This window comes from Bacillus cereus group sp. BfR-BA-01355 (genome assembly GCF_022663675.1).
Taxonomy (GTDB): Bacteria; Bacillota; Bacilli; order Bacillales; family Bacillaceae_G; genus Bacillus_A; species Bacillus_A thuringiensis_S.
The window spans coordinates 1-225 of sequence record NZ_JAKUFY010000461.1 but is presented as its reverse complement, the minus strand read 5'-3'; the positions used below and the strand labels follow the sequence as shown (position 1 = coordinate 225).

Below are 225 nucleotides of genomic sequence, written 5' to 3'. Positions count from 1 at the left end.
GTTTACTTTTACAAGACCATCTGTTACTTTTCCAGATCCGTCTGCTAGTTTATTTACTCCGTCGATTAGCTGGGTTGAGCCAGTGGACATTTTATTTAGGCCACCATTTAGAGTACCTAAGCCCGTTGTTACTTGACTTGAGCCATCTGCTAATTGATTTACTCCACTCGACATTTGATTTGCTCCTACAGATACTGTGCCTAAACCGCCTGTTACTTGGCTTGA

At 42.2% G+C, this 225-nt stretch carries 1 protein-coding gene; it reads right to left on the bottom strand.

From position 1 onward, the window contains the following. Nucleotides 1-225: hypothetical protein (locus MR167_RS32480; RefSeq protein ID WP_242316310.1), on the bottom strand; the 225-nt coding region annotated here is incomplete at both ends.